The organism is Acinetobacter johnsonii CIP 64.6 (assembly GCF_000368045.1).
Classification (GTDB): Bacteria; Pseudomonadota; Gammaproteobacteria; order Pseudomonadales; family Moraxellaceae; genus Acinetobacter; species Acinetobacter johnsonii.
In genome coordinates this window covers 188,093-210,435 of record NZ_KB849235.1, presented here as the reverse complement: position 1 = coordinate 210,435, position 22,343 = coordinate 188,093, and the positions used below count along the sequence as shown (strand labels likewise).

General features: G+C 37.5%; 30 protein-coding genes, 1 tRNA gene and 1 pseudogene. 17 read left to right on the top strand and 15 right to left on the bottom strand.

Annotation, left to right across the window (positions count from 1 at the left end):
• Positions 1-165: 165 nt before the first annotated feature.
• Positions 166-1,098 (bottom strand): IS5 family transposase, encoded by a 933-nt coding sequence (locus F986_RS06765; protein ID WP_035332755.1) that lies wholly within the window; start codon positions 1,096-1,098, stop codon positions 166-168.
• A gap of 320 nt (positions 1,099-1,418) precedes the next feature.
• Here F986_RS06765 and F986_RS06760 point away from each other — a divergent pair, with 320 nt between their 5' ends.
• From F986_RS06760 to F986_RS18380, 6 genes are all read left to right on the top strand, one after another.
• Complete coding sequence (locus F986_RS06760) at positions 1,419-1,760, top strand: hypothetical protein (RefSeq protein ID WP_004693401.1); 342 nt, start codon at positions 1,419-1,421, stop codon at positions 1,758-1,760.
• A 256-nt stretch (positions 1,761-2,016) separates the two neighbouring features.
• Complete coding sequence (locus F986_RS06755) at positions 2,017-3,021, top strand: ATP-binding protein (protein ID WP_004693399.1); 1,005 nt, start codon at positions 2,017-2,019, stop codon at positions 3,019-3,021.
• Position 3,022: 1 nt separating this feature from the next.
• Entirely contained in the window at positions 3,023-3,358 is a 336-nt protein-coding gene (locus F986_RS06750; RefSeq protein ID WP_004693396.1) for an STAS-like domain-containing protein, read from the top strand.
• On the top strand, positions 3,355-3,918 hold the full coding sequence (locus tag F986_RS06745; RefSeq protein ID WP_004693395.1) for a hypothetical protein: 564 nt from the start codon (positions 3,355-3,357) through the stop codon (positions 3,916-3,918). Before F986_RS06750 ends, F986_RS06745 begins: the two co-directional genes overlap by 4 nt.
• A 65-nt stretch (positions 3,919-3,983) precedes the next feature.
• Complete coding sequence (locus F986_RS06740; protein ID WP_004693393.1) at positions 3,984-4,421, top strand: PDDEXK family nuclease; 438 nt, start codon at positions 3,984-3,986, stop codon at positions 4,419-4,421.
• Positions 4,381-4,536: a hypothetical protein gene (locus F986_RS18380; RefSeq protein ID WP_004693392.1), complete on the top strand. Its 156-nt coding sequence runs from the start codon at positions 4,381-4,383 to the stop codon at positions 4,534-4,536. Before F986_RS06740 ends, F986_RS18380 begins: the two co-directional genes overlap by 41 nt.
• A gap of 7 nt (positions 4,537-4,543) precedes the next feature.
• On the opposite strand, the pseudogene F986_RS06735 reads toward F986_RS18380, so the two are convergent.
• Positions 4,544-5,017 (bottom strand): annotated as a pseudogene (locus F986_RS06735) (IS5 family transposase); the annotation flags it as partial.
• A 52-nt stretch (positions 5,018-5,069) separates the two neighbouring features.
• On the opposite strand from F986_RS06735, the gene F986_RS06730 reads away from it, so the two are divergent.
• From F986_RS06730 to F986_RS06700, 7 genes are all read left to right on the top strand, one after another.
• The gene (locus F986_RS06730) at positions 5,070-5,300 is read left to right on the top strand and encodes a hypothetical protein (RefSeq protein WP_004693388.1); all 231 of its coding nucleotides are present in this window, start codon (positions 5,070-5,072) and stop codon (positions 5,298-5,300) included.
• A 77-nt stretch (positions 5,301-5,377) separates the two neighbouring features.
• Complete coding sequence (locus F986_RS06725; RefSeq protein WP_004693386.1) at positions 5,378-5,935, top strand: coiled-coil domain-containing protein; 558 nt, start codon at positions 5,378-5,380, stop codon at positions 5,933-5,935.
• Positions 5,932-6,708, top strand: coding sequence for an N-acetylmuramoyl-L-alanine amidase (locus tag F986_RS06720; RefSeq protein ID WP_004693384.1), 777 nt, complete (start codon positions 5,932-5,934; stop codon positions 6,706-6,708). The genes F986_RS06725 and F986_RS06720 overlap by 4 nt, the downstream gene beginning before the upstream one ends.
• A gap of 655 nt (positions 6,709-7,363) precedes the next feature.
• Positions 7,364-7,579, top strand: a complete 216-nt coding sequence (locus F986_RS06715) for a cold-shock protein (RefSeq protein WP_004693381.1) — start codon at positions 7,364-7,366, stop codon at positions 7,577-7,579.
• Between the two features lie 106 nt (positions 7,580-7,685).
• Positions 7,686-7,913, top strand: a complete 228-nt coding sequence (locus F986_RS06710) for a hypothetical protein (protein ID WP_004693379.1) — start codon at positions 7,686-7,688, stop codon at positions 7,911-7,913.
• Between the two features lie 42 nt (positions 7,914-7,955).
• Positions 7,956-8,153: a hypothetical protein gene (locus F986_RS06705; RefSeq protein ID WP_004693376.1), complete on the top strand. Its 198-nt coding sequence runs from the start codon at positions 7,956-7,958 to the stop codon at positions 8,151-8,153.
• Between the two features lie 451 nt (positions 8,154-8,604).
• Positions 8,605-8,862, top strand: a complete 258-nt coding sequence (locus F986_RS06700; protein WP_004693373.1) for a hypothetical protein — start codon at positions 8,605-8,607, stop codon at positions 8,860-8,862.
• A gap of 78 nt (positions 8,863-8,940) precedes the next feature.
• Here F986_RS06700 and F986_RS06695 read toward each other — a convergent pair whose 3' ends face one another.
• From F986_RS06695 to F986_RS06685, 3 genes are read right to left on the bottom strand one after another with little or no spacing between them, the layout of a single operon-like run.
• The gene (locus F986_RS06695; RefSeq protein ID WP_004693370.1) at positions 8,941-9,423 is read right to left on the bottom strand and encodes a hypothetical protein; all 483 of its coding nucleotides are present in this window, start codon (positions 9,421-9,423) and stop codon (positions 8,941-8,943) included.
• Positions 9,420-9,647 (bottom strand): hypothetical protein, encoded by a 228-nt coding sequence (locus F986_RS06690; protein WP_004693368.1) that lies wholly within the window; start codon positions 9,645-9,647, stop codon positions 9,420-9,422. The genes F986_RS06695 and F986_RS06690 overlap by 4 nt, the downstream gene beginning before the upstream one ends.
• Positions 9,647-10,897, bottom strand: a complete 1,251-nt coding sequence (locus tag F986_RS06685; protein ID WP_026056451.1) for a site-specific integrase — start codon at positions 10,895-10,897, stop codon at positions 9,647-9,649. Before F986_RS06685 ends, F986_RS06690 begins: the two co-directional genes overlap by 1 nt.
• Before the next feature lie 160 nt (positions 10,898-11,057).
• On the opposite strand from F986_RS06685, the gene F986_RS06680 reads away from it, so the two are divergent.
• A tRNA-Ile gene (locus F986_RS06680) sits at positions 11,058-11,134 on the top strand.
• A gap of 253 nt (positions 11,135-11,387) precedes the next feature.
• Here the strand turns inward: F986_RS06680 and F986_RS06675 are convergent.
• Positions 11,388-11,771 carry a hypothetical protein gene (locus tag F986_RS06675; protein ID WP_004693364.1) on the bottom strand — a complete coding sequence of 128 codons (384 nt, stop codon included), beginning with the start codon at positions 11,769-11,771 and terminating at the stop codon, positions 11,388-11,390.
• Here F986_RS06675 and F986_RS06670 point away from each other — a divergent pair.
• Positions 11,751-12,170: a citrate/2-methylcitrate synthase gene (locus F986_RS06670; RefSeq protein ID WP_255209999.1), complete on the top strand. Its 420-nt coding sequence runs from the start codon at positions 11,751-11,753 to the stop codon at positions 12,168-12,170. The genes F986_RS06675 and F986_RS06670 overlap by 21 nt on opposite strands.
• Positions 12,171-12,529: 359 nt before the next feature.
• On the opposite strand, the gene F986_RS06665 is transcribed toward F986_RS06670, so the two are convergent.
• From F986_RS06665 to F986_RS06655, 3 genes are all read right to left on the bottom strand, one after another.
• Complete coding sequence (locus tag F986_RS06665; RefSeq protein WP_004693358.1) at positions 12,530-13,156, bottom strand: hypothetical protein; 627 nt, start codon at positions 13,154-13,156, stop codon at positions 12,530-12,532.
• 78 nt (positions 13,157-13,234) lie between these two features.
• On the bottom strand, positions 13,235-13,717 hold the full coding sequence (locus F986_RS06660; RefSeq protein ID WP_004693357.1) for a CinA family protein: 483 nt from the start codon (positions 13,715-13,717) through the stop codon (positions 13,235-13,237).
• Positions 13,718-13,761: 44 nt separating this feature from the next.
• Entirely contained in the window at positions 13,762-14,412 is a 651-nt protein-coding gene (locus F986_RS06655; RefSeq protein WP_026056450.1) for an A1S_1983 family putative colistin resistance protein, read from the bottom strand.
• 101 nt (positions 14,413-14,513) lie between these two features.
• On the opposite strand from F986_RS06655, the gene ispF reads away from it, so the two are divergent.
• Positions 14,514-15,002, top strand: coding sequence for a 2-C-methyl-D-erythritol 2,4-cyclodiphosphate synthase (ispF, locus tag F986_RS06650; RefSeq protein ID WP_004693354.1), 489 nt, complete (start codon positions 14,514-14,516; stop codon positions 15,000-15,002).
• Here the strand turns inward: ispF and F986_RS06645 are convergent.
• From F986_RS06645 to F986_RS06620, 6 genes are all read right to left on the bottom strand, one after another.
• The gene (locus F986_RS06645; protein WP_004693352.1) at positions 14,990-15,514 is read right to left on the bottom strand and encodes a protein tyrosine phosphatase family protein; all 525 of its coding nucleotides are present in this window, start codon (positions 15,512-15,514) and stop codon (positions 14,990-14,992) included. The genes ispF and F986_RS06645 overlap by 13 nt on opposite strands.
• Positions 15,515-15,570: 56 nt before the next feature.
• Positions 15,571-16,662, bottom strand: coding sequence for a 3-deoxy-7-phosphoheptulonate synthase (locus tag F986_RS06640; protein WP_004693350.1), 1,092 nt, complete (start codon positions 16,660-16,662; stop codon positions 15,571-15,573).
• A gap of 139 nt (positions 16,663-16,801) precedes the next feature.
• Entirely contained in the window at positions 16,802-17,698 is an 897-nt protein-coding gene (locus F986_RS06635) for a sulfite exporter TauE/SafE family protein (protein ID WP_004693348.1), read from the bottom strand.
• A gap of 103 nt (positions 17,699-17,801) precedes the next feature.
• Positions 17,802-18,398, bottom strand: a complete 597-nt coding sequence (locus tag F986_RS06630) for a hypothetical protein (protein WP_004693346.1) — start codon at positions 18,396-18,398, stop codon at positions 17,802-17,804.
• Between the two features lie 198 nt (positions 18,399-18,596).
• Positions 18,597-18,890, bottom strand: coding sequence for a hypothetical protein (locus F986_RS06625; RefSeq protein ID WP_004693345.1), 294 nt, complete (start codon positions 18,888-18,890; stop codon positions 18,597-18,599).
• Positions 18,887-20,446 (bottom strand): PepSY-associated TM helix domain-containing protein, encoded by a 1,560-nt coding sequence (locus F986_RS06620; RefSeq protein ID WP_004693343.1) that lies wholly within the window; start codon positions 20,444-20,446, stop codon positions 18,887-18,889. Before F986_RS06620 ends, F986_RS06625 begins: the two co-directional genes overlap by 4 nt.
• Before the next feature lie 688 nt (positions 20,447-21,134).
• Here F986_RS06620 and lpxB point away from each other — a divergent pair.
• Entirely contained in the window at positions 21,135-22,307 is a 1,173-nt protein-coding gene (gene lpxB / locus F986_RS06615) for a lipid-A-disaccharide synthase (protein ID WP_004693341.1), read from the top strand.
• Positions 22,308-22,343 lie beyond the last annotated feature (36 nt).

Here is a 22,343-nt window from a genome sequence, read left to right as displayed (position 1 = left end):
AAATTGAGTGATTTATTCATCATAGTGAAACAATGGGATTATATTCTGTGAAAAATAAAGATGAATTAAAGAATTAGTAATAAAGCGCAAATTTAACCCGCTTACTTTGGGAGGGCTTTGTTGCACAAAGTTTTGAAATGCAAAGCGCCCCGAATTGAGCCAAATTTAAGGCGTAACTTGGGTAAGTGGTCGACCTAATTCCGTAAATCTGTTAAGGACTGCTACACGTGCATGGATCTCATTGACTTGGCTACCAAAACTCCTTGCGCTGAGTTTATCTCCTAATAATTTAATGCAGTGCATCTTAGTTTCAACCAAACTTCGCCGATGATAGCCTGACCATTTTTTCCATAGTGTCCTGCCTAAACGTTTAATTGTTCGAAGTAATTCATTTCGCTCTAGCGAGCTACTCTTTGTATCTTTCCATGGTTTCGCATTTTTTCTAGGTGGAATCACCGCATGCGCTTGCCGATCTGCAATGACCTGACGGCATTGCTTGGTGTCATAAGCTCCATCGGTATAAACAGAGTCAATCCGCTCATCTTGTGGAATCTGATCAAGTAAATCACCAAGCACCTGTGAATCACTGACATTATTGGTTGTAAGCTGAACTGCTCGTATTTGTAGGGTTTTGGCATCTATACCAATATGAAGTTTACGCCATTGGCGACGATATTCAGATCCATGTTTCTTGCGTTTCCATTCGCCCTCACCTAGAAACTTCATGCCTGTAGAGTCCATGAGTAGATGCAGCCCATCGCTACTTTTTTGGTAGCTGATTACAATATCAATATGCTTTTGTCTTCTACAAAGCGTGGTGTAATCTGGAGCTATCCAATTTAATCCGCAAAGTTTAATCAGACTTTGCACAAAGCCAGTGACCATACGTAAAGACAGACGGAATAAGGATTTAATCATTAAGCAGCATTGGATGGCTGCGTCGGAGTAGGTTTGATTTCGCCCTTGTTTGCCTTTTGATGGCGCATACCATTGCGTAGCAGGATCAAACCAAATGGCAATATTTCCGCGACTCATGAGTGCTCGGTTATATGCGGGCCAATTGGTTGTGCGGTAGATTTTGTGTGTAGGCTTCTTCATTTGAAAATTATATCGCTAAAAAAGCCTTTACAGATAGGTTTGTGCAACAAAGCCCTTTGGGAGAGGTAAGCGGGTTTTTTATTGAGTAATTTACATTTCCTTTTTGCCGAACGGATTACGGCACATAAAACCCCGCTCATATGCATTATTGGCGGGGTTTTTTCTTATTACTAAAATATACATAACCCATAGTTTCATTATATGGGATGTAGGTCATTAGATATAAACTGAAGCTTAGAAAATATTTGTTAAAATATTATGCTTGTTTAAATATTTCAATGTGTTATCAATCTATCTTTACATTATATATTGAGATTTTTATGAAAATCGCGGTTATTGGTGGGGTAGCTGCAGGTAAGGTTAGGGAAATTTTAGCTGTAGGGGGAGTTGCTGACGAAATAGAGTGGCAATGTGAATACGAAAAACCAGTTGCACCAATAATATTTAGCGCTGGGTTTCAGAAAGTTATTGCCAAGCCTGGAGTGGCTGAAATAGAAAAATATAGACTTAAGATTTTAGAAAGAAATGAAGAGTTAAGGCTTTTTTATGTTCTCGAATCTATGGAAGAAGATTTAATTAACACTCAGTTAGATGAATATTGGTGCAAATCAGATATCTTGGGGCATAAGAGGAAATTTGAATCTTCAGATGTTCTAGCTTGACTCGTAATGAGTTGCTGGCGATTGACGGCATCATGATTAAGTTGAAAGAGTATGTTAAGCCTGACTGATATTGGACTTTTTAGAGTTGACGAAGATGAGTCTTGTTGTGTGGTTGGAAGGTGAAATGAAAACACAATAAAGAGTAATTTTGATTGAAATTTTTCTATTTTAAGTTTTTTATGAAAAAAGCATTTAAATGATTGATTTTTTGAAAATTTATATTATCTTACTGAGAAGTTAATAAGAGTTAGAATTTGTGAGAAAACCGAGTCATAAATTAATTCTCAGACAAATTCGTTTGAATATTAAGTATCGAAATAAAAAAATTAAGATAAAATTAACAGGTCTTTCTTTTGATAAGGAGGTAACTGTTAAATTTCCGAAATACATTTCGATTTCAAATCCAGCATATAGAGCGAAACTATTAAAGGCTCTTAAACATATTCATATTCGAGATACTACAAATAAACCGATATTTCTTGATTTTAAGAATGTTGAGGTACTATATCCTGATGGAGCAATCTATCTTGTTCATAAACTTGATAAATTAAGTAATAAACTCAACATAAAGGGGCGTTCATCCTCATTTACGACTGTGCGTGCCATGCTTTCTAAATTAGGTATTCATAAACTGATGAAAGTAGCGGAATACAGCCCCACCAAATTACTAAAAATTGTAGAAAGATGGAATATTATTGAAGGAATTAGCGCAGAGTTAGATGAGAAATATGATGAAATTGAAGACCACATTGATAAAATTGTGAAAGATAAAAAAAGTAAATTAATTCTTCATAATGCTATTTCAGAAGCAATAACAAATGTTATTAACCATGCTTATGACTTAAATGACTCTTATAAAAAATGGCTACTATTTTTCGCTATAGATCCAGAATGTGATAGCTGTTATATCGTTTTATCTGATCTTGGAAAAACCATACCATCTACTGTACCTGTTACTTGGATGGAGAAGATGATGAACTTAAATGACCTGTATCTATCCAAAAAAGATTCACAGTTGATTGAATTAGCGACTAAATTGCACAAATCTGCAACAGGTCTGGATTACAGAGGTAAGGGTTTTACTGATATCATGCAGGTGGAGCAAGATATGGATGGATCCAAGGTGATGGTTATTAGTCGAAATGGCGCATGGTCCTCGGAAGCAGGCCCAAAAGATTATCCAGAAGCAGTTCAAGGAACCACAGTTATTTGGTCATTACCACTAAACCTTGCCAACAAAAGTTTACAAAGAGATGCCTAAAATGGAAAATGTTATTTATGATGTAGGGAATGAATTTCATCATAGACCTATGGGGCGTAAAAAGACGGATGGAGAGTTTAGTGGGGAAGCCTTTAGAGAAAAAGTTTTATATCCTTTTTTCTCTAATCTCATTAATCAGAAATCTGATCAAATCTTAGTTCTTGATTTTAATAACGTATCAATGGCGGGCTCTTCATTTCTTGAAGAGGCTTTTGGTGGGCTTGTTCGTGCAGGCATCAAAAAAGAGCTAATTCAATCACACCTTAAAATTTTAGTAGATATTGAGCTTAAAGAGTTAATTGAAGATAGAATTTTTCAATATATTAAACGCGCATGACTAACATTTTAGCTATTCTTAATTTGTTGATTTTAATTGCTTTATCATATTGGATGGCAATTGATATCAGTAAATATATTGGAATTATCGTAACTATTTTGGGAGCTATCTCAAGTCTTTATTTCTTTATTTTTAGACAGCATAAGATGATGCTTATGAAATCAATCAAGTCCATTAATGATCTTATTATAAAAAATAATGAGAAATTTATTGATTCGATGTTGCATGACTTAGATGAACCCAAAGGCAAGGTTGAGCTCGAAAAGGATCGGAAAAAGGTTTCTTTATATTTAACTTTCATTAAGGTTGAAATAGATAATTTTCCATGTGGAGGCCCAATCACTTCGGTCTTTAAAACTTCTAGTTTCGTCAAAAATATTAAAAAAAACCTAAATAAGTATTATTCTGAATACCATGAGTCAATCACTTTCGATACAGTTATTGAAAACCCGAGTATGATTATTGACCCAAAAAGGAAAGATTTACTAATTGATGATGCAATTCATTCAAGTAAGCGAATTTCATCTGAATTAGAAAAGCAGTTAAAAATACATTTTTAACTAGTATAGAATTTGAGTCATAAACTTTAAACCACCTTCGGGTGGTTTTTTAATGGGCGCAATATATGAATGCAGACGACTACTTCTGGAAAACCAAAAAGCGCCCACCTAAAACCAAACCACGCTCTAAACCTTTACCAAAGGCAAAAGAAAAATACTTAGAAGCTGAGGAAGCGCTATTCCAAGAATTAGAAGAACATTTAATTGGCTATGAGCGTAGATTTCAATTTGAATCCACTAAAAACTGGCGATTTGATTTTTATATTGTGAAGTTGCGACTTCTCATTGAAATAGCGGGAAGTCCTTGGGCTGTCGGGCGTGGTGGAAAAAAGATAGCAAATGCATTTAATAAGTATGATCTAGCTGAAGATATGGGTTACAAGATTCAACGTTTTGAGCCACATGCAATTGAGTCGGGTAGTGTGATTCGTTGGATTAAGTCGCAGTTAGAGAGAATAGAAGATGGAACAAATCAGACCATTCCCACCGACGGATCTTATTGATCAGGCTGAGGAAGAAGAAGCAATTCGCATTGCGCCCGCCGTGGAATTAAAAGAATGGGTGATTAAAAACGGCTTTGTTGCACAAAGTTTTGAAATGCAAAGCGCCCCGAATTGAGCCAAATTTAAGGCGTAACTTGGGTAAGTGGTCGACCTAATTCCGTAAATCTGTTAAGGACTGCTACACGTGCATGGATCTCATTGACTTGGCTACCAAAACTCCTTGCGCTGAGTTTATCTCCTAATAATTTAATGCAGTGCATCTTAGTTTCAACCAAACTTCGCCGATGATAGCCTGACCATTTTTTCCATAGTGTCCTGCCTAAACGTTTAATTGTTCGAAGTAATTCATTTCGCTCTAGCGAGCTACTCTTTGTATCTTTCCATGGTTTCGCATTTTTTCTAGGTGGAATCACCGCATGCGCTTGCCGATCTGCAATGACCTGACGGCATTGCTTGGTGTCATAAGCTCCATCGGTATAAACAGAGTCAATCCGCTCATCTTGTGGAATCTGATCAAGTAAATCACCAAGCACCTGTGAATCACTGACATTATTGGTTGTAAGCTGAACTGCTCGTATTTGTAGGGTTTTAGCGTCTCGTTCAGCCATGCGATCGTCAATCAAACTGTGAAAGTGGAGCGTGTCAATCGTGAGTAATGCATTACAGCGTTTAATTGATTTGCTTCCTACGGCTGCAGAGTTTGTAGGAACTATTACCAGTGTGGACCATCCCAACTACAAAGTGTTGGTAATAGGTGGATCAGGCTTAAATCTGGTCACCAGCTCAACCCGCTATAACTTAGGAGCATCTGTATTCGTATCTGATGGTGAGATTAAACGACTCGCACCATTGGGTGAAGTGATTCAAATAGAAGTTTAAGTTTAGAAAAGTATATGGCGCTCTGAGAAACACTGTTTCGCAAGGCGCTTTTTTATTGCCAGAAATTAGGGGGCGCAATGCCAAATGACTACTCATCTGATCCACCAGTAGCGACTGCAGGGCAGCTTCTTGCCATCTCAGACAAGATTAATGACATATCCAAAAACATGGATAAGTTAGCTGAAATGCCCCAAAAGCTCGACCGTATGAATATGCAGTTGGAGCAGCTCAATAAGGAGCATCAACAGACACGAAATGACTTAACTCAGACTCGTGACAATCTGCAAGAAGATTTAGACCGAGCTAAGTCAAACTTCAAAAGTGAGATTAAGCAGCTCAGGAATGAAGTTGAGCCAAGATTTAAGGAGGTGGACTCACAGATCAGAGAGCTGCACGAAAGTAAAACCAAAATCGACAGCATTACTAATCTTGTGCGCTTTGGCGGCATTTTCTTAGCAGGTCTGTTTGTAGTCGCTTGGAATACTCAGACGAGCAAAACAGACACAGTAAATACTCAAGCCACGACCAACGCCCAGAGTATTCAGGTTCTTGAAAAACAATCTGATCAACTCTTAAGAACGGTTGAAGAAGTCCGCAATAAACTTTATGAACAAAACATGAGAGAGGAAAAATGAAATTGATTGATAACTGGAAACAGGCTTGGAAACTCAAGTCGGTACAAGTAGGCGCATTAAGCGCTTTTTTTTATGCCCTGATTTTATTCTCAGAACAGTTTTTAAGTGTCTGGGAGGTGATTCCACAAGAGTTGAAAAACAAGATTCCTGAAAACGTTGCTGAATGGGTGGGTATATTTGTCGGTGTAGCAATGGTGCTTGCTCGACTGAAAAAGCAGCCTGAATTACACACTGAGATTCAACCCTTTGTCACGGTCACAGCAGGGCACAGCAATACTGATCCTGGTGCAGTGAATGGTAAATACAAAGAAGCGGAATTGGTTCGAAATTTTCGAAATGCTGTAGCACATTATCTTTTGTCAGCGGGTGTCGCAATCAAGACAGATGGTACAGGGGCAATTAATCTACCTCTGAACAATGCAATTGCCTTGGCTAAGGGGGCATCTATTGCAGTTGAGTTTCATATGAATGCTGCAACATCTAAACAAGCCAATGGGATTGAAACGATTGCTTTGCCACAAAGCAAGATACTTGCACAAAAGCTGTCTCAGGCTGTAGCAGGAGTGTTTGGAAGTCGTTTACGTGGCGATGATGGTTGGATTGATCAAACCCAGTCAGCACGAGGAAAATTAGGTTTTGTGAATGCTGGTGGCTTGATCGTGGAGCTAGGCTTCATCTCTAATGATGAAGAGCTTGCCCAATTCAATGCGAAATATTGGACTGCTGCAAAAGCAGTGGCCAAAGTTTTAATTGATTATGAAAAGGGTATTTAATTTATTAATACTGTGCATCCTGCTTTCAGGCTGCACAGCGCATTCGATTTCGACAAAGGTGCATGTCATTGTTTGTGTGCAGTGTGTATTGAAAAAGCTCTCTATCTAAATGAGGGCTTTGGTATAAGTTTTATCGTGAGGGGATAAGCGTTCATAATTAATATATTGATACGACTAAAAGTGTTTAAGCATCTGATTGATTTTGAATTTAATTACTTATCAATAGATGCAGTAATAAAGTTTGCAGGGTGGTAGGAGCTTTGTATATGGGAAAAAATCATCATTCCCGAAACTAAAAAAACTAGAATTATTATTACAGAGTTATAAAATCGCATTCACTAGTTAATCAATATTACTGAGCTTCAGGGTAACAATATCCTAGTGTATTTACAATAAAGGACTAATTTTATTGTAAAAATTAAAAATACATAAGGTGGATAAATATATATATAAGAAAACTTGATTAAATTAATTTTTAGTGTATAGTTAAGTTAACTAGAAAAAAGTCTTGTTTCAGTAAATCTTCTTTAAGTATCGCAGTTTTAGTCATAATCCTTCGTTTTTTCAGATTTTAAGTCTCAAAATTTATTATTTTCAAAGTTATAAACAGTCAATCAAATGACTCACAATTATTAAAAAATCAGTAGGATTTATTATGTCAAACTCGAATGTTGTTAAAGGTACTGTAAAATGGTTCAACGAAACTAAAGGTTTCGGTTTTATCCAGCAAGAATCAGGTCCAGATGTTTTTGCCCATTTTAGCGAAATTGCTAATTCAGGTTTCAAAACACTGTTTGAAGGCCAAATGGTTGAGTTTAGTGTAGCTCAAGGTCAAAAAGGACCAAATGCTGTAAATATTGTTGCTATCTAAGCAATAATTGACAGTAATAAAAAGCACTAAACAGTGCTTTTTATAAATTGAAAATTAGTTTTAAAGTTTTTTCAAATCGAGAAAACCTTCAGAAATAGGATACAAGTTGTTAAAAATAAATGATTTAATTGCAAAATCAAAAAATGGTACAGAAATTATAGTGTCGCTCATCCCTTTAAATAAAATACAAAATACTCGTAATGGGTTAAAAACTATAGAAGTGGGTAAGCGAATACTTCTTCAATCAGGTAAAGAAGTTGATTTGAACCTAGATGGAAGAACTTTTTATACGTCTTTAAATCAGATGTTTAAGTTAAATTATAAAGTAATTTAATCAAGTTATAATTTCTAAATAATTTAAATTAAGGATTCATCTATGTTAAAAAAAGAAGTCACAGTAAAAGATCAATTTGGTACTGAATATAATATTCTAGCAACAGTTGATAAGTCTATTGTAGACCTACAAGATCACTCAAATTTAAAATATATTACTTTTGAAGGTGAGGATATTCGCCCTAGTTTTGAAATGTTTTTTCAGAGCCTTGAAAGTAGTAAGATTTTTAAGTTAATTTAATGGTTATGAACAAAGAAAATTTGAATTTTTTATTTGATTTGAAATATATGAAAGCTGTTTTTTACATTTTAAAATCATATATTTGGTTTTTTGTTTTATGTATATCTATTATTTTAACTAGTATCATACACAATGATGTTGTTGATACTATTTTGACTATTTTAAACTTTTTTATTGTTTTTAGAATTATTTTTGTGCTGCATGTAAAAATTATAAAGTCCATCTTCGAAATTTGTAGCCCTTAAAAAGCTCTTATTTTCAAGAATCAATAGAATAATGAAACCATGACATATCACTCCCTCTGTCATGGTTTTTTGTTGCCTCTTCATAACTCATATACATATTTGTTATTATATTTCACTTCCCAATTTTTATAAGTTTGCACACATAGACTTATTCCTTTTTATTCTTTATGATCACTGCTTAAATAACAACCAAACTAAGAATAAAAATGATTTCAAAACAATTTAGGATCGTCAATGGAATACTTGCAGTCATCGGCATAGCTGCCTTCATCTTTTTCCAGTATCAAATGAGACCTGACACGCTTGGAGGCTTCAAGGAAGGCACTGAAGAGTATTCGGGCTATCAATACGCACGTGATAACAACCTCAAGTTGGCTGATCAATGTGATGATGAGAAGAATCACCCTGAAATGAATATTAATGAAATGTTTATTAAAGGGTGTAGGGCATACTTTAAGAAATAATTTTCTACCGCACTGTAATAATTGAAGAGCCCTCCAAGTTAGGGCTTTCATATAAGCGCTACTATATTAAATATGTAATTAATTAGAGTTTACAAAATTGCTAAATTTTTTCTTAATTCTTCTCATGTCATCAAGTGTGTAACCATAATTTCCAAAACATTGTTGTAGTATTGTGGGGTCGCTCATTGGACTATCTAATACATTAAAGAACTCATTAATAGTATTTATATTTGATAAGTTAGCCTCATGCTTTTTTGTACGATAGTTGGTTTTAATTAATTGATTTTTACTAAAATCATAAGTTGTAATTAAATCTGGTAGTTTTTTTTCTTGAGGATTTCGTTTTCTGAAATCAGCATTATAAAGAGGGACACAGCTTTCTATTATTTGTGATAAAGCAGGATCATTTAAGAACTCATTCAGATTGGAAACTATATCCCCAGTAGGTTTCGAATTACTAATATTTGAAGGTTTTACTGGAAAACCATGAAACATCCACTGTATTCCCCAAATAATGGTAATCACTAAAATTACTGTAAAAATAATTTCTAACTTTTTCATTTCCCAACAACCTTAGCACCTTTCCAAAACTCCCCACGTCGTCTTACTAGAAATGAACTAGCGATACTTTCAGCATGGAATACTTTGGCATCATCTTTGTTATCGACCCAAAACCATTCGGGTTGATATACCTGCTGGATATCTGAAAAATCATCATATTCAGTTATTTCTTGTGTTGCATCTCGATATGCAAGCCACTTACCATCTTTGGTGATGTAGGCCATTAGCTTTCTATCTTTGAGAAAATAGTTGATTTATATTCACCTAAAACAATGTCCTCAATAGCATTCATTGCTTCACGTAATTTTCTTTCACTAACTTGTACATAACCTGCAGTTACATCGCGGTCATCTTCTTCCTTATGGTTGAGTAAGCGCTTAATTGTGTATCGACCATAATCCAAGTTTTCAGCAATAGAACCAAATGTTCGACGTAGATCATGGAAACTAAACTCAATTCCGCAAGATTTATTAATTTTCTGTCGTACTTTGGAAATATTAACAATATGTCCCGAAGACGATTTAGCAGAAGGGAACACCCATTCTGTAGTGGCCTGTGAGTAGCGCTTTTTCATTAATTCAAGTAGAAAATTACCCATTGGCAATGTGTGAGGTTCGCCATTCTTCGGATCTATAGATGTTATGCGCCCATACTTTAAATCAACACTTGACCAAGGGAGGGATTCACATTCTTCACGTCTAAAGCCAGTCAAAACTAAAGTCAGTAAAAAATCGCGGTTAGTTTCTAATTGTTGGCCACGATCTTTATATTGAAATACAGCTTTAATCCAATCAGGCATTTGATCCTCATTGATATAAGTCTTACGTCGTCTAATTTTGTTCCAAGCATTTTTAGCATTTAGGGTTTTAATAGGATTGTGAGCATCAAGAATCGGCTTATCATTTTCATCTAGATAATGCTCAACTGAATAATTATAAATGGCACGAAAAACGCGCATGGCCATATTAGCTTGAGCCTTACTTCGTTGTGATAGCTCTGTATGTTTAGCCTGAATCATAGTACGAGAAATATCATCCAGCTTTAAATTATTCCAATCTTTTAAATAGTCATCAATCACGATGGTGTAATCTTTAATGCTTCTTGGTTTTAAGGTTTTATGGAATAAGTAATTATCAAAAGCTGCTTTTAATGTTGGTTTGCTTCTTGATAGGTCGGTTTTAGCTTTTTCATCCGCAATAGCTTTGCGTTTCATTTCGTTTGGGTTGATGCCTTGCGTCATTTGAGCAAGCTTATCTCGGGCAATGTCTCGCGCCTGAGCAAGTGTTAGATTGCCATGTAGACCAATTGTAGACCGTACTGTCTTACCAAGAACCTTCTTTTCAACGATATAGGTTTTACAGGTTGAATTGACACGAATAGCAAAACCAATAAGCTCAATGTCACGATAAATGGCAGGAGTCATTTCGAGTTGGTCAATAAGTGTCTTTGTGAGCTTTACTCTGGATGATGACATCGCTAGAATCACTACCAATTGCAATACTTTGCAATATAGCACAATAATTTCTAGCGTCTACTATAGGACTACAAGTAAAAAATACTTGCTCAATAGGAAAATGTTAGATAGTATTGCTGCACTGCCAAGCTATTGAATATAATCGCTTTGCAATTTTATAGGGCCTATAGCTCAGTTGGTTAGAGCAGCGGACTCATAATCCGTTGGTCGACAGTTCAAGTCTGTCTGGGCCCACCAAATTCAACCTCGTAACTCTTTGAGTTATGAGGTTTTTTAATGTCTGCTATTTTCAGACCATCGGATTTTTCGGTCTATTTTGTGGTCCATCCTTTCGATAGTCCGTTGGTCTATATGTAAGTTTTCGGTTTTTTGCACTAATTTATTGTAAGTTTTCGGCCTATTTTGCACTATTTTGTTTTTTATTCTGCACTAAGTATTTTGCAGTTATTCTGCACTAAAAGAAGCCACGTTATAAACGTGGCTTTTCCTATTATGGGCGAACAAATATCTTTCTTTGACCGTCCATACTATTTTCAGGAAAGTTATCTTCCTCAATAGTCTTTGTAACTTCAGATGAGTAATAAGCGATAGTGTAGACCAATGTTTCATTATTGGGTGTTTCAATATTTCGCATAGCAAAAGGTATCTCGACTACAACATCACCGTCTTCATCTGTAGATGCTCTCAGCACTTGAACATCAACAGGTGAGTAGTCACTTGTTGGTAGCTCTACGGTTTGTAGGGCCACTTCAAGGATTACCCACAGCTCAGTATCGTGTACTCCAGCAAATTTTGTTCTATGGAAGTGAGGGGTATTAAGTACTGGACTAGCTAGTGTACTTAGATCACTGAGTTGAATGTATTCAGAACCCATATTGCTGTAGTAGAACCAAGTGTAATTCGGGTAAATATTATATCCGTCGTCAACAACATCAGAAGATGTCCCACTATCATTAGAACTATTTGCTACCGATGTATAGCCAAAGATGTCGGTGACACGGTCCTGTACCCAGTTTCAGTACGCTGTGAAGAAGTGATGTGGCGTGAGAAGAAATTATTCTGTAACGCAGACTTCTTCCATGCATCTGCTTATCACTTCATGGATATTGCGACCAAACTCTTCACACCCATCTTCGTGATGAGCCGTGTGACAGGTTGGGCAGCGCATGTGATGGAACAACGTGCGGACAACCGTATTATTCGCCCAAGTGCGGACTATACAGGGCCTGAACTGCGTAAAGTGGCGCCAATTGAAGAACGTTCAGCGGCTTAATATAAAGCTCTGATATATTATAAAAAAGCCTCTTCGGAATAGTGCCAGTCAGTAAAGGGTTTTAGAAGTAAAGCCCTTAGCTTTTTAGTTATGCACGACGGCGTCTTATATTTTTAAATCATATACTTGGAGCTCATCTATTACTTTGGATAAGCCCAAAGTAATCAAAAGCATTTGTCATCCGCAAAACTCGCCAAATCCATTTTATTGATTAATTAATCGCAGAAAACTTACTTTTTTAAAATAGTTTTGCCTCGAACAGTTGCGGATGACGTTTCCGTGTATCGAATAACATCATGAATTTTAAAATAAAATCCCAGTCAGTTTCTTCACTGACTGTCATTACCTCTTCTGAGGCTTTATTTTTTAGGCATCAATAAAACAGGATCTTCAATGTTATAACCTGTTTCAAAAGGAATCCCGAGATATTGAACAGTCACCAACGTTTTTTGTTGATTAGGAACTTTATAGCTTTGCGAAATGCGCAGCCCATTTTTATAGTCTACCGCCTTGTGTATGGGACTTTTCAAATTGTTGTATTTCACTTGATATTGATAGCTAAACTTCGGGATGGAGACTTTAGGGTCATACCAAGAGGGTTCTTTTGAAGTCTTTTTACTGATGACTTGAATTTTAACCTGCTTGGGTGGAATTGGCGTTAAAGCTTTGAGTTGTTTTTTTATTTTTGCAATGTCACGGTCAAACTTCTGGCTGTCTTGATCATAGTCAATTTTTTGAGTTTTTGGATTGATATATAAAGACTTTACTTCAATCAGCTTGGAGGGTGTTTTGCTGTTGAGTTGATAATAATACAATTGTGGCAAACGACCACGACCATCTAAATAATGTCGCATCACATAAATTTTTTGATCAGCTTGGTCAAGACCTAAAACTTCAATATTTTGTGGTCCCCCTACAGTTGCAAAACTGTGGCTTGAAAAAAGTAAGGTGCTGAAAAGTAGAGGATGGATTATTTTCATCATCATGAGGCGCTTCACATTTTTATTGATTATGGTTCAGTTTAAAGGCTCTAAATGTAGAAAAATCAAATTTAGTGTAAAGATTTAAGCATTTTGAACACGTTCAATGACCATTTGAGCGACGTTTTTCGTAAGTTGATCAAGTCGCTCAAGCGCACTGCCTAGTAGTAAATAATGGTAAGTGCTTAAACTGTTTTGATAATGAATGGCAATATAAAAGGTGCCTTCAGGTTTTTCAGGCGTCGCACTTCCACCAGGTTTGAGCAGCCCTGTACACGAGACAATAATATCGGCATAACGAAATAGTCGATGACCGTAAAGCGCCATAGCTTCAGTGACTTCAATCGACTCTGCTGTATACTGCTGAATAAGTGCAGGATCAATCTTTAAAATTTCACATTTGATACTGGGGTCATAACTCACCAGTCCACCGAGTAAAATGTCAGCTCCGCCATGTTTATAAATCGAAAATTGACTGGATAGATAACCTGAACTGGCACTTTCGATAAAGGCAATGGTCAATTTTTTCTGTTCTAGGAGGTTGCAGCATTGCTTGAGTACTTGCACGACTTTAGCCTCTCGATGTCCATTATTTTGATCTGTTTGCCAGCTTAGTCATAAACACGGTACACACCGACAAAACGACTACATGCTTTACTTTCACTTTTTACAGAAAGAATGGCTTTTTGAAAGTTGAACTGGTAGTGGCAGTTATTTTCATTGTCCGTAATGTTTTGCTTTTGGTCTGGTGTGGTATAGGCCAAAAACGAAATAGTTTGAGTTTCTATGCGGTTATTGGGACTACGATATGCAACACCTTCAATCTTAATTTTATCTTTAGACAGTTGATGCACTTGTAGGTGCACAGCTTGTTTGGCAATGGCCCCATGTTCAAACTTTAAATAGTGTTGGGTCAAACTTTGATTCAACGATGTATAGAAGTTCAGATCATCAATTCTAAAGCCCATCTGCTGCTGATAGCATGCTAAGGATTTACACTGCTGTAGGCGGCTTAGCCATAGCTGATGGGTATCGACTAATAAACGCTGCGGCGCATCACTGATTAAAAAAGCAGTCATGGATTGCGTGTCTAATTTTTGTCGAATGTCCTTGAATTGATCAGTACAGATCTTTTTAAGGCTAGATGAAGTCGGATCATCACAGTCAATGACTTGAGCATAACTAAAGCTGGTACAAAGACAACTTAGACACACTAAAATACTAAATTTTTTCATAAGTTTTATGTCGGTTTTCAACAGCATGATCGCTTATACTTTCACTATGTTGCGCTGCTTGTAACTATAGCGAAAGAGAAAGCGTGAATACAAGATTTCAATCATTTATTTCTTAAAGGAAACTGAGCATGGTTGCACATATTCGAATTGGACAGGGACTTGATGTACATGCTTTTGAAGAGGGTGAATTTGTCACACTGGCAGGTATTCAAATTCCACATACACACGGCTTAAAAGCACATTCAGATGGTGATGTGGTTTTGCATGCTTTAACAGATGCATTATTGGGTGCGTTGGCTTTAGGCGATATTGGTCAGCATTTTCCCGATACCGATCCTCGCTTTAAAGGAGCAGACAGTCGAGTATTACTCAAACATGTCTATCAGCTTATTTTAGATCGTGGTTATCAGTTGAATAATGCTGACATTACTGTGGCATGTGAACGTCCGAAGTTGGCGCTGCATAATTTAGCGATGCGCCAAAGCATTGCAGACGTTCTCGATGTTGAAATCACGCAGATTAGCATCAAAGCAACGACCACGGAAAAACTGGGCTTTACGGGTCGTCAGGAAGGTATTTTATCTACAGCGACAGTGCTGATTTCTCACGCAAAATGATCAGGATTGATCATAGCCAGCTTTAATTCTTGTGTTGCTTTACGACCTTGAAGTTGTAAGGCAACAGCATGCGTCAAACCTGTCCATGTGTCATTTGGTTCCCAAATTTGATGCATGGCCTCATGTGCGGTTGGCATATCAATATTCATATAATATTGACGATATAAATACATCAAACTACTGACGCGATAATTTTCTGAACAATGAACCCAAATAGTTTGTTCTTGTACCAAATGATCAATCATATCTAAGACCAATAAGCATTGATCATCAGAGGGTGTATCCCATGAAATCGGCACATGTATATAGTTTAAACCGAGCTCTAAACAGATTTGATCTTCATTGGCTAAATAGTTATTGCTATTACTGAGCGCAAGATTGATGACCGTGTTTACGCCATACTCTTTAATTTGCTGTAATTGCTCAGCAGTCGGTTGTCCAGAAGTAAACAAATGCTCGTGGATAAATTGAAAGTTAAGTGTTTGGCTTAAGTGTGTTTCAATAGCGTTCATAATTATTTCTTAATCTTAGAATGAAAAACGCCATCCGAAGATGGCGTTTTAAAAACTTAACGGTTCGGTAAAACGTCTTTGAGTGCTTCGTGCATCTCTAGTAATACCTTTTCTGTGGTATCCCAGTCAATACAACCATCGGTTACTGACTTGCCGTATTCAAGATCGCATAGGTTTTCAGGAATTTCCTGACGACCACCTTTAAGGTGACTTTCAACCATAATGCCGATAATAGATTTATTTCCATCAATAATTTGTTCGGTAATATTTTTCAGAACAAGCGGTTGAAGGAACGGGTCTTTGTTCGAGTTTGCATGACTAGTGTCAATCATGATTTTGGTGCTGACTTTCGCTTTAGCCAAAGCTGCTTCTGCTTCTGCAACAGAGCCTGCATCGTAGTTTGGTTTGCCATTACCACCACGAAGTACTACGTGTGCGTATGGGTTACCCGAAGTACGAATCACAGAGACTTGGCCTTGGTTGTTTAGACCCAAGAAGTGGTGACCATGTTTCACCGACTGCATTGCATTGGTTGCAACAGTTAAGCCACCGTCTGTACCATTTTTGAAACCTACGGGTGAAGAAAGACCAGAAGACATTTCACGGTGCGTTTGGCTTTCAGTGGTACGTGCACCAATCGCTGACCAAGAGATTAAGTCTTGGTAGTACTGTGGCGAGTTTGGATCGAGGGCTTCGGTCGCGCACGGTAAGCCTTTTTCATTTAACTCAACCAACAGTTTACGACCAATGCGTAAACCTTTTTCAATATTGAATGAGTCATTCATGTCTGGGTCATTGATCAGACCTTTCCAACCAACAGTCGTACGTGGCTTTTCAAAATAAACACGCATTACGACATAGATTGAGTCTTTAATTTTATCGCTTAAAACTTTTAAACGGTCTGCGTATTCGTGAGCAGCAACTGGGTCATGAATTGAACATGGGCCAATCACCACAAAAATGCGTTTGTCTTTACCATCTAAAATATTGCGAATTGTTTCACGACCGTGAAGTACAGTTTGATATGCAGACTCAGTGAGAGGCAATTCAGTTTTTAATTCCGCTGGGGTAACTAGCGGATGAATGCTTTGTAAATTCACGTCATCGATGTCGTTTTGGGTAATAGAGTTTGACTGTAGAGTATTCATTGCCGTCACTGGTTCGATCGTATTAAGTTGCTTTATAAGCTGAATATAACACGGTTTAACTGATAAAAGGTTATAAAAAAGTCGAATGAATCTTTGAAAAAAAAGTGATGAATCTTAGGTTTATTTTAAATCAGAATGCCTACACTGAGGCATTCTTAACTGTTGAAATTTGAATGACTTGAGCGGTTTCGGCTGGCTTCACTGGTTTGGCTTTGATCGGATTCAACATGAAGTTGACACCCAACGCAAACAGAGTAATACCCAACACTTTACGGATGATTTTTTCAGGAAGGCGTGAACTAATCAGTGTTCCAATAATAATTGCTGGAATAGATCCCACCAATAACCACATAAGGAGGTGGAAGTCCACGTTGCCTGAAGTCATGTGACCCATACCTGCAACGAACGTAAGTAACACTGCATGCACAACGTCAGAACCAATAATACGAATCATCGGTAGGTTTGGGAACATAATCACCAAAGCCATGATTCCGAAAGCACCTGCACCGACTGATGATAGTGTCACGAAGACCCCAAGAACCACACCCATCATCACAATGTACTTACGTTTATTGCTGGTTTGAAGCTGAACTTTTTCTAAGTCTTCAGTCATGTCTGGGAGTTCATCTTTACGTGATTTGTTGAAAAATTTTTCAATTTGATTACGGAAGACAATTGATAAACCTGTAATGGTCAACATGAAGCCTAAAACCATGGTGAGCACGGCTTTATAGTGGGTAGATTGGCTCAAATAGTTGTCGAGTACCCAGTGTGTTGCAAAGGAAGCAGGAATACTGCCAATTGCAAGCCAAAGCACAATCGGCCACACAATATTTAGCTTTTTGGCATGTACAAATGAACCACAGAATTTTGAAATTGCGGCATAGAGCAAGTCTGTACCAATGGCAATGTGAGGTTCAATTCTGAAAAGGCTAATGAGGATCGGTGTCATTAATGAACCACCACCTACACCAGTAATTCCCACACAAAAACCGACTAAAACACCTGCGAGAATAAATTCGAGTGGACCAAACATTGTTATATGCCAAAATATCAAAAAACGTGCATATCTTATGACGTTTTCATATAAGTCGTTGTCTTGATTGTTGATTTACTTATTCTAAAAAGAGATATAGGAGTTATTGTTTGAGCTGTATCCGTGCTTTTATTTTTAAGCCTACAATTGTCAGCAACCACCATAGATTGAGACCTATGAGTGTTCGTAGAACATAAAAAGGGGCTAGCTGATGCTTTTTCCATTGCTCAAAATTGGCTGCGGTCGAGCCATAGGTCATTTCTAAGTGCTGCTGACGTGGATTAGCTAATGTGATCTGTTGAATAAACACCTCCTTTTTGGTGTTTTTTAGATTCCAAAAAATGCGCTCCAAATAGTAAACCTCGACCTGCTTTGCCGTAAATTGGTGATGATGTGATGACTCGTCACATAGTGTTTGAACAGGTTCTCCCATCAATGCGCAGTTTGCGATCCATAAATGATGCTGTTGTTTAAATTTCAACGTGCTGATTCGTCCTTTACCAACTTCAACGGTGATTTCATCAAAGGTTTTGCTCTGAGTCTGAGTGGGGATCCAGCTACTGGGGAAACAAATAAATACAAGCAAATTGAAAATGAGGGAAATAAAAAGTGTCCAGCCAAAATGACGCTTCGACCAACTGCAGAGCTGTTGAAAGGGTGTAATGATTTCTTGTTGTAACCAATCTAAAGCTGAGCGCAATGTTTGTCCCGTGAAAAGAGGTTTAAAAGTGCTTATTATTGAGCGTGTTATAACTAAAAAATCACGATGCTTCAACTTAAATGATTTTGATTAGGCTCTAAAATTCTGTTGCAATGGCTCTGGTTCATATATTTACATACACCTTTATATTTGGCTCATGAACCAAATATAAAGGCATGTGAGTTGAAGTGTAAGTGATTATTTAGATTTAGTTTTTTTTGGTTTTAAGTCGTTGATGCTCAGAATCAGTATAAAAAGTATCGGAGTAGTAAATACAAATAAACAGACACTTCCCACACCGCGACCCGTGAATTGAATCAATAAAGTTAAAGCCGCGGCCAGTACACCAAAAGCCAAATATCGGCAGATTTGATAATGTTCTGCACACTTAGCCCAACGTGACTTTTGAGTTTTAGGGCGCTGCTTATCGCTCACCAGAAATAACACATAGCACCCGAAAGTGATGAGAAGTCCTGCAATCAGGTAGATCATGAATTGGACTCCTGAACCGCAGTGTTGGCATATTTTTTCTGAATTTTTTGTACAGCTTTTTGTTGAATGGGCTGGATTTTTTGATGTAAAAAAATAGCCAATATCGCAAGGATGATGATCATAAGATCAACTCGCAAGAATAACCAATATTCATGTAAGTCATGTACATATTGGTGGCTGATTAAATAGTAAAGATTGAAAATAGGCAAAGATACCGCCAGTAAAATGAAGACTTTCAGTTGAGTTTTCCAAAGGTATTGCTGTGGAGTGAGCAATGCAATGACTAAACTGAGTAACCAAGTGCCGAAAAATGCGTAGATTTCGTAGTTGGGTTGACCTGCTTCTAACTGAAGTAAACGGTTTGCACAAAGATAACTGAGCATGGCAATCGGCAAGCCAATGATGGCAGCCGTATTTAGGCGGTTAACTATATAATGTCCAAAGTGGAAACTTTGTTTCTTATTTTGTAACTGACGTTTTAAGCTCCAGAGTAAAAGTCCAGACGCAATCATGGCACAGCCTAAAAGCCCTGAGAAAAATAACGCAAAGCGTAATAGAGGCTGCGCAAAGTGTGCCATATGTAAACCATAGACTCCATTATTGAGCGTGGCAATTGCACTATTATTCCGAGTGTCACCGAGCAGGGCACCAGATTCACCGTTAAAGCTGAGTTGGGCTTGGTTTCGCGTGATGCTTCGGTCAGTTGACTCAACCAAGTTCACCTGAGCGATATTGGTATTGGGGTGTTTGACCGTAATATTGCCAATTTCTGTTTTACCCCAACGCTGCTCAGATTGTTGTATGAAGTACTCAATCGGTCGCATCGTAGCAGGTGTCGGTTTAGCCTCAGAGCTGATGCTAATATTTCTAATTTCATCAAAATATTGGAACGGTTGCTCTGGGTAAAGTTTCTTCATGCCATTGGGAAGAATGAGATAAAAGAAAATGGCTAAACCAGTGAATGTAATGGTCAGAAAAAAGGGCAAAGCAATGACAGAAGTGACATTGTGAAAGTCTAGATACGAGCGTTGCCCCTTGAAGGCTCTTAGGGTAAAGAATTCGGTGAATATCTTTTTGTGTGTGATGATGCCTGAAATGAGGATGATTAACATTAAGAAGGCCGCAATCGTGACTAAAAGCCTACCGATAAAATAGGGCACACCATACAGCTGATAGTGAAAGCCATAGAAAAACTCACCGCGTTGAGTTGCAGATAAGGTGACTTCTTTACCCGTGTTCGCATCCAAAGTCTTATTTTCGTAGCCACCATCGGCCTTTTGCCAGTAGATTTTATTAACAGGTGAACTCGGACTAGCTACGCCGATATACCAACTTTGCGCATCTGCAGCATTTTTTTGTAAGTATTGATATGCCGACTTCATCGCAGTGTCTTGTTTGACTTGCATGGTGGCAAATTGAGGTTGCATCCACAAATTTATTTCATGACGATAATAGGTCGAAGCACCTGTTAAAAAAATGGCAAATAATAACCATCCCATTGTTAGTCCAAGCCAAGAGTGTAGCCATGCCATTGATTGGCGAACAGATTTTTGCATGGTTTAACCTACGAACTTCAGCAATAGAAAAAAGCAAAGGGAAAGAGAAATAGTTGAAGCGCTTAACTTTTTCAGGGATTGAACACAAAAGCTCAAAATGACAAAAATGATAAAGAAAATAAGAGATAGAAAAGCCGCCAAATAAATGGATTCTGCTTTAGCGAAGTGAGGGTAAAAACTAAGGGTAAGCAGTTCTGATAACATGGATGTACATAAATAGCCTAAGCCAAATGCGATCAAAAACCGGAACATAACGGTTATAGGGTATTTAAGCTGACTTAGGGGCATAAAGATCACATGAATGAAGTCATAAAGGGAGGCTTAACGTTACGTTGTACTCACTAAGCATTGAACCTAAATTTAATATTTAAGCAAAACACAATCATCTCTATTGTGCGTATAAGCAATCGACGTAGCCAAAATACTGGTATTAAGCAGCGTAAGTTGAGCAACAGAGTATATATGAATTAACGATAATGATTCTCAGTAATTTTATGTTCTAATAGGCATCTTATGCAATATTTAAATGATCGAAAATTGAAATTAACCCGACTTTTTTCGTGTTCTTTAGATGTATCAAATAAGTCATTCATTTTTTATCTGCAGCATAAATAGAAAGAGCCGATCAATACCCATCCCAAAAGACGCTATGTTATGATGCATGGGTTGAAAAATAAGGAATAATGCTTTGCAAAATCGGAAACTTAAAATTGGAATCGTAGTGGGTGAAGTATCGGGTGATACTTTAGGTGCTAAACTTATTCGCAGTTTTCGTGAGCAAGGAATTGATGCAGAATTTGAGGGTATTGGTGGCCCGCAAATGATTGCAGAGGGTTTCAAGAGCTTTTATCCGATGGATATTTTGTCTGTTATGGGGGTGGTTGAGGTTCTTAAAGACATTAAAAAGCTTTTTGCTGTGCGTGATGGACTGGTAGAGAAGTGGACAGCCCATCCTGTCGATGTGTTTATTGGGATTGATGCACCAGACTTTAATCTGCGCCTTTCAAAAAGTTTAAAGCAAAAACAACTGCCAATAAAAACTGTGCAGTATGTTAGTCCTTCCGTTTGGGCATGGCGTCAGGGACGGGTTCATGGCATCAAAGCTTCTATTGATTTGGTACTGTGTTTATTTCCGTTTGAAAAAGCATTTTATAAAAAATGGGATGTTCCTGCTGCGTTTGTAGGACACCCCTTGGCCAGCCAATTGCCTTTGGAAAACCCAATTTTACAAGCCAAAGAAGAACTGTGTTTAGATCTGACTCAAAAACATATTGCCTTATTGCCGGGAAGTCGACGTGGTGAAATTGAAAAGCTCGGTCCACTGGTTTTAGATGCTGCAAAATTGCTCTACGCCAAATATCCAAACTATCGCTTTGTGATACCAGCTATCAACGATGCACGTAAGCAACAAATCGAAGCTTTGCTTGCCCACTATCCAAAAGCACTGGTCGATCAAATTGACTTGCTTGAAAACTCAGGCACCGAGTCTAAAATCGGGCGCCAAGTTATGAATGCAGCCAATATTGTGGCTTTAGCATCGGGTACAGCAACTTTAGAAGCTATGCTGTTACACCGACCAATGGTGACCTTCTATAAGTTGAACTGGCTCACCTATCATGTGGTGAAATTCTTGATCAAGATTCAATATTATTCATTGCCGAATATTATTGCAGGCAAGAAAGTGATACAAGAATTAATCCAAAAAGATGCAACGCCTGAGAAATTGGCGGCTGAAATTGAAAAATTAATGAATATTGAAATAGCACAGATTCAGGCTATGCAGCACATTACCATGCATAAACAGTTACTTGCAGGTAATAGTGAAAACCCTGTTGAGGTGATTTTAAATATTTTAGATTAATTCTCTTTAAGACATCGTAATAGTACAGTGAGAAAC

Bases quoted from the DNA above. Each gene is read 5' to 3' on its own strand.
- F986_RS06765 (WP_035332755.1), bottom strand. From the start codon at position 1,098: ATGAAGAAGCCTACACACAAAATCTACCGCACAACCAATTGGCCCGCA.
- F986_RS06760 (WP_004693401.1), top strand. From the start codon at position 1,419: ATGAAAATCGCGGTTATTGGTGGGGTAGCTGCAGGTAAGGTTAGGGAA.
- F986_RS06750 (WP_004693396.1), top strand. From the start codon at position 3,023: ATGGAAAATGTTATTTATGATGTAGGGAATGAATTTCATCATAGACCT.
- F986_RS06745 (WP_004693395.1), top strand. From the start codon at position 3,355: ATGACTAACATTTTAGCTATTCTTAATTTGTTGATTTTAATTGCTTTA.
- F986_RS06740 (WP_004693393.1), top strand. From the start codon at position 3,984: ATGAATGCAGACGACTACTTCTGGAAAACCAAAAAGCGCCCACCTAAA.
- F986_RS18380 (WP_004693392.1), top strand. From the start codon at position 4,381: ATGGAACAAATCAGACCATTCCCACCGACGGATCTTATTGATCAGGCT.
- F986_RS06725 (WP_004693386.1), top strand. From the start codon at position 5,378: ATGCCAAATGACTACTCATCTGATCCACCAGTAGCGACTGCAGGGCAG.
- F986_RS06720 (WP_004693384.1), top strand. From the start codon at position 5,932: ATGAAATTGATTGATAACTGGAAACAGGCTTGGAAACTCAAGTCGGTA.
- F986_RS06715 (WP_004693381.1), top strand. From the start codon at position 7,364: ATGTCAAACTCGAATGTTGTTAAAGGTACTGTAAAATGGTTCAACGAA.
- F986_RS06705 (WP_004693376.1), top strand. From the start codon at position 7,956: ATGTTAAAAAAAGAAGTCACAGTAAAAGATCAATTTGGTACTGAATAT.
- F986_RS06700 (WP_004693373.1), top strand. From the start codon at position 8,605: ATGATTTCAAAACAATTTAGGATCGTCAATGGAATACTTGCAGTCATC.
- F986_RS06695 (WP_004693370.1), bottom strand. From the start codon at position 9,423: ATGAAAAAGTTAGAAATTATTTTTACAGTAATTTTAGTGATTACCATT.
- F986_RS06690 (WP_004693368.1), bottom strand. From the start codon at position 9,647: ATGGCCTACATCACCAAAGATGGTAAGTGGCTTGCATATCGAGATGCA.
- F986_RS06685 (WP_026056451.1), bottom strand. From the start codon at position 10,897: ATGTCATCATCCAGAGTAAAGCTCACAAAGACACTTATTGACCAACTC.
- F986_RS06675 (WP_004693364.1), bottom strand. From the start codon at position 11,771: ATGGGTTCTGAATACATTCAACTCAGTGATCTAAGTACACTAGCTAGT.
- F986_RS06665 (WP_004693358.1), bottom strand. From the start codon at position 13,156: ATGATGATGAAAATAATCCATCCTCTACTTTTCAGCACCTTACTTTTT.
- F986_RS06655 (WP_026056450.1), bottom strand. From the start codon at position 14,412: ATGCTGTTGAAAACCGACATAAAACTTATGAAAAAATTTAGTATTTTA.
- ispF (WP_004693354.1), top strand. From the start codon at position 14,514: ATGGTTGCACATATTCGAATTGGACAGGGACTTGATGTACATGCTTTT.
- F986_RS06645 (WP_004693352.1), bottom strand. From the start codon at position 15,514: ATGAACGCTATTGAAACACACTTAAGCCAAACACTTAACTTTCAATTT.
- F986_RS06640 (WP_004693350.1), bottom strand. From the start codon at position 16,662: ATGAATACTCTACAGTCAAACTCTATTACCCAAAACGACATCGATGAC.
- F986_RS06635 (WP_004693348.1), bottom strand. From the start codon at position 17,698: ATGTTTGGTCCACTCGAATTTATTCTCGCAGGTGTTTTAGTCGGTTTT.
- F986_RS06625 (WP_004693345.1), bottom strand. From the start codon at position 18,890: ATGATCTACCTGATTGCAGGACTTCTCATCACTTTCGGGTGCTATGTG.
- F986_RS06620 (WP_004693343.1), bottom strand. From the start codon at position 20,446: ATGCAAAAATCTGTTCGCCAATCAATGGCATGGCTACACTCTTGGCTT.